Genomic DNA, 6,056 nt, shown 5'->3' on the forward strand with positions numbered 1-6,056 from the left:
GGCTTCCTGCCCATGACGGAAATTTCGGCGGTTCCGGCTTACAACCCCGATTAACGTTGTCTTGCTACACAAGGAAAAGGTGTCAATTGGCGATACCCAAGAACACGGCTAAACAGCGCTCCACCTCCACCATTGAATCCACTCCGATATGCCCAAAAGTCGGGCCTATTTTTTCACGCTTGAGGGTCATGGTCTTGTCTAGCATGACCTGAGAAGGCTTCTGCAAGCCGTTTTCTGCGGTCGGCTGAACGGTGATGCGCAGCAGCGGTGCTGCGACTAGGGTGCTGGTCACTGGAAGCACGGTAACGCTGGTGTGTTCGCTAAATTGGTTTGCCTGAATTACCAAGGCGGGTCTTGGTTTACCAAAGTCACCTTGCATGGCGACGGTGACTAGGTCACCTCGCATCATGGCGTCCAACCCTCAACATCGTCTAAGGCTTCGTCCATCAACCCCTGCATATAGGTATTGGCCATGTCTGCCTGAGCAACCAACAGGCACTGTCGATGGCACTCCTGTGCAAAGTCTGGCCGCCGGGTATCGGGAACCCAAATCTGAATGGGCCGTAGGCCAGCCGCACGCAGCGCGTCGCGATGGCGTTGAACGCGGGTATTTACATGGGATGTAGGCATTTAAACCTCCGCAGATAGTTACATGTAACATTTTAGCGATAACTACACCCTAGTGCAACCGAGGCCCTTTGCGAAGGGGTCGTCTTTGCTCAACTTCATCCCCATTCTTTCAATTTGAGGACCCTCCCATGGCCTCGGTATCTCTGCATGCGCCGTTTTCGGTGCGTATCCAAGGATCAGCGGGATCGTCCTAGCGGACCGCCATGACTCTGTCCATTTAGGTATACCCAGATAGGCCATGGTTTATCAGCTATGGCTCAATGGGTATAAACGCATGAATCGCCCCGGGTTTCGTAGACACCTCCATGCCTTAAACTGAGGCCAATCAGGAGGTGCCATGAGCAACCCACGTTATCCCGAAGAATTCAAAATCCAAGCGGTCAATCAAGTGACCGAAAAGAAGCTGCCTGTCGCTGATGTGGCGGCGCGTCTTGGCGTGTCGACGCATAGCCTCTATGCCTGGATAAAGCGCTACAGCAAACCTCAGGCAGAACGGCAGCAAGACGATGATCAGCACGCTGAACTGCGTCGTCTGCGAGCGGAACTCAAGCGGGTCACTGAAGAGCGAGACATCTTAAAAAAGGCCGCCGCGTACTTTGCCAAGGAGTGCGGCTGAAGTACGCCTTTATCAAGCAGCGCGCGGGCGACTACTCCATTCGACGGCTTTGCCTGACGCTGAAAGTCCATCCCAGTGGTTATTACGCTTGGTTGTCTGAGCCGCAATCTGCACGCGCTAAAGACGACCAGCGATTGCTGGGTTGGTCTTCGGTGTTGCCGCGACGTTCCTGCTGTCCTGGGTGTGGGGCCTGGTTGCTGCCTCCCCGTTCCTGATTGCCCTCATTGCCTTGAGGGTCGTGGGCCTGATCGATCCTCAGTATTTGCGCCGTATCCGCTTTGCACGGCGGCGTCTCTGGCTGAACCTCAAGTACGGCAAACCGTTGTTGCTGACCCCTTTTAATCCGCAATGGAGCGAATTCTATGGCGCACGATTTTCACACAAGCGTTATGCCCCCGGAAAAGAAAGTGCCATTGATGCGCTATCCGGTCCACGAACACATGGTGACACTGCCCGGCAATCGCCTGGTGAGTCTGATTCAGTTGAAGGGGGTTTCCAGCGAAACCCGCAGTGATGAAGAACTGATCCAACTGTTCCACAACCTCAACCGCTACTTCCTGGCCTTGGGCAAAAAGGAAGGCAAGCACCTGATGCTGCAAACCTACATCACCAAGACGGGCATCGAGCTGGACACGCAATACACCTTGCCGCTGCCCGCCCTTCAGGACTTCGTGGACGCTTACACCGCACCGTTTCGCAACGGCACCTTCTTCCAGGTTGGATACAGCATTGCCCTGATCCTCAAGTACCGCGAGGTTGATGAAGGGATCGAGCGTATGAGCGACCTGTTGTCACTTTCCTCTACGTTGCTGGCCGAATATGACCCGGTCATCATGGGCCTTGAGGAAAACGAACACGGTGCATTGTTCTCACAGATCGGGCGCTACTTCAGCCTGTTGATCAACGGGCACGAAAAAGACGTGCTGGTCAGCGACACCCGCTTGGGTGACGCGATCATTGATAGCGTCACCAACTTCGAAAACTACGATTTTGTCGAGAACCGGCCCAATCGGGGTGGCCAGCGTTTCGCGACCACCTTTGACCTGCGCGACTACCCCAGTGGCGGGACCTACCCCGGTATGTGGGACGAGGCTATCGAGCAGCAGTTCGAGTTCACCCTGGTGCAAACGTTTCTGTTCGAGGACCGCAACAAGGCCAAGGACAAATTCAAAAAGCACGTGGCGGATCTGGGCTCGGTCGAGCGCGATTCAAAGCAAACCGAGGAACTGGAAAATGCCGTCGATGCCATCACCCTGGGTGACAAGGCGTTCGGTCGTTATCACGCCTCGCTGATCGTCTACGGCAACACCCCGGACCAGGCCATCGAGAACGGCACGAAAATGGCGTCGGTGTTTACGGTGCGTGACGCGACCTTTGTGCGTTCGACCATGAGCAACATCGACACCTGGTACACGCAGTTCCCCGGTGTGACCGAGGCTATGTACCCCATGATGAAATCGACCGAGAACCTGGCGTGCAGCTTTTCCCTGCACTCCACCCCCACGGGCAAGGTCAAGGGCAACCCCATTGGTGACGGGACAGGCGTCATGCCCGTGCTGACGGTCAACAAGGCGTTGTATGTCCTCAATGTGCATGACAGCCCGCCCGGTCAGAACAACCTCGGTGAAATGTTGCCAGGGCATGCGGTCTTCACGGGCCAGACGGGGGTCGGTAAAACCACCGCTGAGGCCACCCTGCTGACCTTTCTCAGCCGCTTCGATCCGCTGATATTCAGCATCGACTACAACGAGTCGCTGAGACACCTGCTGTGTGCATTGGGGGCCGAGTATTACACCGTGCAGTTGGGGCACTTCACCGGCGTCAACCCGTTCCAGTTTCACGACAGTCCGGGGTTGCGGCAAATGCTGTTTGACCTGGTGCTGTGCTGCGCCGGTGGCCCTGACAAGAGCAACGACGCTGACCAGACAAGGATCAAGGACTCTATCGAGGCGGTCATGGCGCACACCAACGTGCGCAATCGCAGCATGTCATTGCTGCTGCGAAACATCCCCGAACAAGGCGAAAACTGCTTGCGGACCCGGCTATCGAAATGGTGTCGCCTGGCCGGTGAGGGCCGTGTAGGGCAATACGCCTGGGTACTGGATTCGCCGGTCAACCAGTTCGATGCGCAGACCTACCTGGCCGGGTGCTGCCAGAAGCGAGCCCTGCGCCCAAGGCCCAGTCGCTCAAGACCACCCCTACAAAGCGCCCGGCAACCGCCTCCCCGGCAAAGCCCGCCGAGGCCCCGCCCAACGACTCCAAATGCTCCGCGAACTGATCCGCGCAGCGCGTGTTTGTCCCGTTTAGGTGATCTATGAAAAAGTTTCGAAAATCAAAACAGGACGTGATCGATCAGGAGCGGCAACTGGCCGCCCGTATCAACAATATCAACTTCCTGGAACGCAAAGATCGGGAAGGCACCGCCCAGGTGCGACTCACCAAAACCGTGCTGGACCGCAACGGCGTCCCCGATCCCCAGTTGGTCCCGGTGACCTGGGTGGCGACGGTGACCTACGACTACAAGAACCCGGCCAAAAAAGCCGGTGACCAGTGGCTAAACCCCCGTGGCTTCGGGATCAAGGCTTACACAATGACCCAGGAAGTGGGGGTGTCCAATGGTAAATAAAGCCGCTTCTGGCCTCACCGCCCTGTTGCTCCTGACGTCCGGCCTGCCGGTCTTTGCCGAGAGCCTGGGCACCGGCTCGGCACTGGACCGGCGCGTGCAGACCGCTGTTTACAGCCCGGACAACGTGTACCGCATCCAGGCCTCGATAGGTTGTACCTCGCTGGTTCAGCTTCCGGCCAACGAGACCATCAACGAGGCGTCAGGCCTGATGGTGTCAGGTGATCCCAAGGCCTGGTCCATCGGCCCGAACAAGGCCGGTAACCTGGTGGCCATCAAACCCATCACCGACCAGGAGCCCAATACCAACCTGGTGATCAACACCAACCGGCACACCTACCTGTTGGAGCTGAAACTGGTGACTCGGCCTGAGGACATGACCTATGCGCTGCGCTTCACCTACCCCGAGCCGCCGAAAAAGACCGGCGATGTACGCCGTGACCCCGGCAATCCTTGCGACGGCCCGGTGCAAAACGGTCCCTATCAAAAGCGCTCGAACGCAGAGAGCAAGTCCATAGGGCCGTATCCAAAGGCCGTCTAGCTCACATCAAGCAGATGCAGAGTGGCAGTTTCGTATTTCGCGCATAGCAAAATTTCAGTAACTTATGTAAGTTATGTCACTTTAGTAATCCTACAAGGGCTTCTCATGATCTTACTTTTAGGCGGTGAAAAAGGCGGCAGCGGGAAAAGCTGTTTAGCTCAAAATCTGGCCGTTTGGCTGCAGGCTCGAGGGGGTGATGTCCTGCTTCTAGATGCGGACCCACAGGGCACGACTGCCGACTGGGCCGCCGAACGGTCTGCTCAAGGAGACCTCCCTGCGATTCCTGTCGTGCAGGCGCACGGCAATATTCGTCAAACGCTGACAGACTTACGTGGCCGATATAGGCAGATTGTGGTCGATGCTGGAGGGTCCGATTCGGAGGCGCTGCGGTCAGCAATGACGGTCGCTACTCATATGTTGATCCCTTTTCGACCCAAGCGACGAGATCTCAAAACCCTTCCCAAGGTTGATAACTTGGCACGACTGGCGACTGCGGTAAATCCAGCACTGAATGTACGTGCAGTGATTACCCAATGCCCAGCCCTGCCAAGTCAGATACAGCGGATATTGGATGCCAAAGAAGCGTGCCGCTCCTTTGGCATCCAACCTCTTGACGCTATTACTACAGCTCGCAATGTCTACGACGATGCTGATGAGGACGGATGCTCAGTCCTGGAGAGCAATTCCGACCCTCGTGCTAAAGAAGAAATACAGACGTTGGCAGCGGAGCTTTGGGGAGATGCCAAATGGGACTAAAAGATTTGATTCGTAAGCCTGAGAATGTCTCCCCATCATCCGAAGCTAACGATGAAGCCGCGCTGGCTTTCATATCTGCTGCACCTGTCAGTGCCACTCCAGAGCCTAAGCGCAAGCGTAAAAAAGCGCCCACGTTTGTGCGTACTACTTTTTCCTTGTCCAAAGACGTGAACAGGCAGATCGATAAGATTTCTCTATTGCCACGGACCTTCCGAATATCGCGTTCCGATGTGATTCGGGCTGGAATCATGGCACTCCAAGAGCTAGATAAGGCTGATCTGCTTGCGCTGCTTGAGAAGGCATCTAATGCCGAGCCGATTACAGATTTCATGGAGGACGAGTAAGCTCTTTAACTTACGTAAGTTATTCCTATTGCGTAAATTACTTCACTTTCTACTCTGAAGCCCCCGTATCACAAGGCCTATAGCCATTCGTACTAGGCTAAAAATCAGCTGTGAAAAATGGCATTTTCATTGCGGACAGTGAGTTCGGGTGATAGTGTTCACCCACTTTGCCTGCCCACCGTTGCTGGGAAGCAATATTTTTCATGCTCGAACGAGCGTTGACGGGAATATATTAACGATTTAGCCAAATAGCAGAAACCAAAAAGCCCCGCTTGCCGGCGGGGCTTTTTGGAAAATCTTGAACAGGCCGTTTGATACGCGGGTTACCTGTTCAACACACATAACGTGAGCTGATTATGGCGTTCACTGCGGCTTTGTGCAAGCCGTCAAAAGTGAAGCCTTCAGTTCACCGCTGAACGGTGGACTTATGGAAAAGATTCTTCAGCGGCTGTGCGTCCTCGATGACCGCACTCTGCCCCCCCAGCTGACCCCTTGTGTCACACCTTTTCACGCCGTTGGCCAACCTGCTGGCAATGGCGGTGAAGC

4 protein-coding genes and 5 pseudogenes are annotated in these 6,056 nt (G+C 55.5%); 7 read left to right on the forward strand and 2 right to left on the reverse strand.

The annotated features are described in order from the left end of the window. Window positions 1-82: 82 nt before the first annotated feature. Window positions 83-409 (reverse strand): type II toxin-antitoxin system PemK/MazF family toxin, encoded by a 327-nt coding sequence (locus tag FFH21_RS29510; protein ID WP_003319696.1) that lies wholly within the window; start codon window positions 407-409, stop codon window positions 83-85. Then, window positions 406-630, reverse strand: coding sequence for an antitoxin MazE family protein (locus FFH21_RS29515; protein ID WP_004643921.1), 225 nt, complete (start codon window positions 628-630; stop codon window positions 406-408). Before FFH21_RS29515 ends, FFH21_RS29510 begins: the two co-directional genes overlap by 4 nt. A gap of 337 nt (window positions 631-967) precedes the next feature. Between FFH21_RS29515 and FFH21_RS29520 the strand changes: the two are divergent. The 7 genes and pseudogenes from FFH21_RS29520 to FFH21_RS29555 all read left to right on the forward strand — a co-directional run. Further along, window positions 968-1,389, forward strand: a pseudogene (locus FFH21_RS29520) (transposase); the annotation flags it as partial. Further along, a pseudogene (locus tag FFH21_RS30925) lies at window positions 1,380-1,760 on the forward strand (conjugal transfer protein); the annotation flags it as partial. The pseudogenes FFH21_RS29520 and FFH21_RS30925, both read left to right, overlap by 10 nt. Beyond that, window positions 1,663-3,384, forward strand: a pseudogene (locus FFH21_RS29530) (VirB4 family type IV secretion system protein); the annotation flags it as partial. The pseudogenes FFH21_RS30925 and FFH21_RS29530, both read left to right, overlap by 98 nt. Window positions 3,385-3,614: 230 nt before the next feature. Further along, window positions 3,615-3,872 (forward strand): annotated as a pseudogene (locus FFH21_RS29540) (type IV secretion system protein); the annotation flags it as partial. Further along, a pseudogene (locus FFH21_RS29545) lies at window positions 3,862-4,395 on the forward strand (TrbG/VirB9 family P-type conjugative transfer protein); the annotation flags it as partial. The pseudogenes FFH21_RS29540 and FFH21_RS29545, both read left to right, overlap by 11 nt. 120 nt (window positions 4,396-4,515) lie before the next feature. Beyond that, entirely contained in the window at window positions 4,516-5,166 is a 651-nt protein-coding gene (locus tag FFH21_RS29550; protein WP_005730296.1) for an AAA family ATPase, read from the forward strand. Then, window positions 5,157-5,510, forward strand: a complete 354-nt coding sequence (locus tag FFH21_RS29555) for a hypothetical protein (protein ID WP_005730297.1) — start codon at window positions 5,157-5,159, stop codon at window positions 5,508-5,510. Before FFH21_RS29550 ends, FFH21_RS29555 begins: the two co-directional genes overlap by 10 nt. Window positions 5,511-6,056 lie beyond the last annotated feature (546 nt).

The organism is Pseudomonas sp. KBS0707, assembly GCF_005937945.2.
GTDB classification, from domain to species: Bacteria; Pseudomonadota; Gammaproteobacteria; order Pseudomonadales; family Pseudomonadaceae; genus Aquipseudomonas; species Aquipseudomonas amygdali.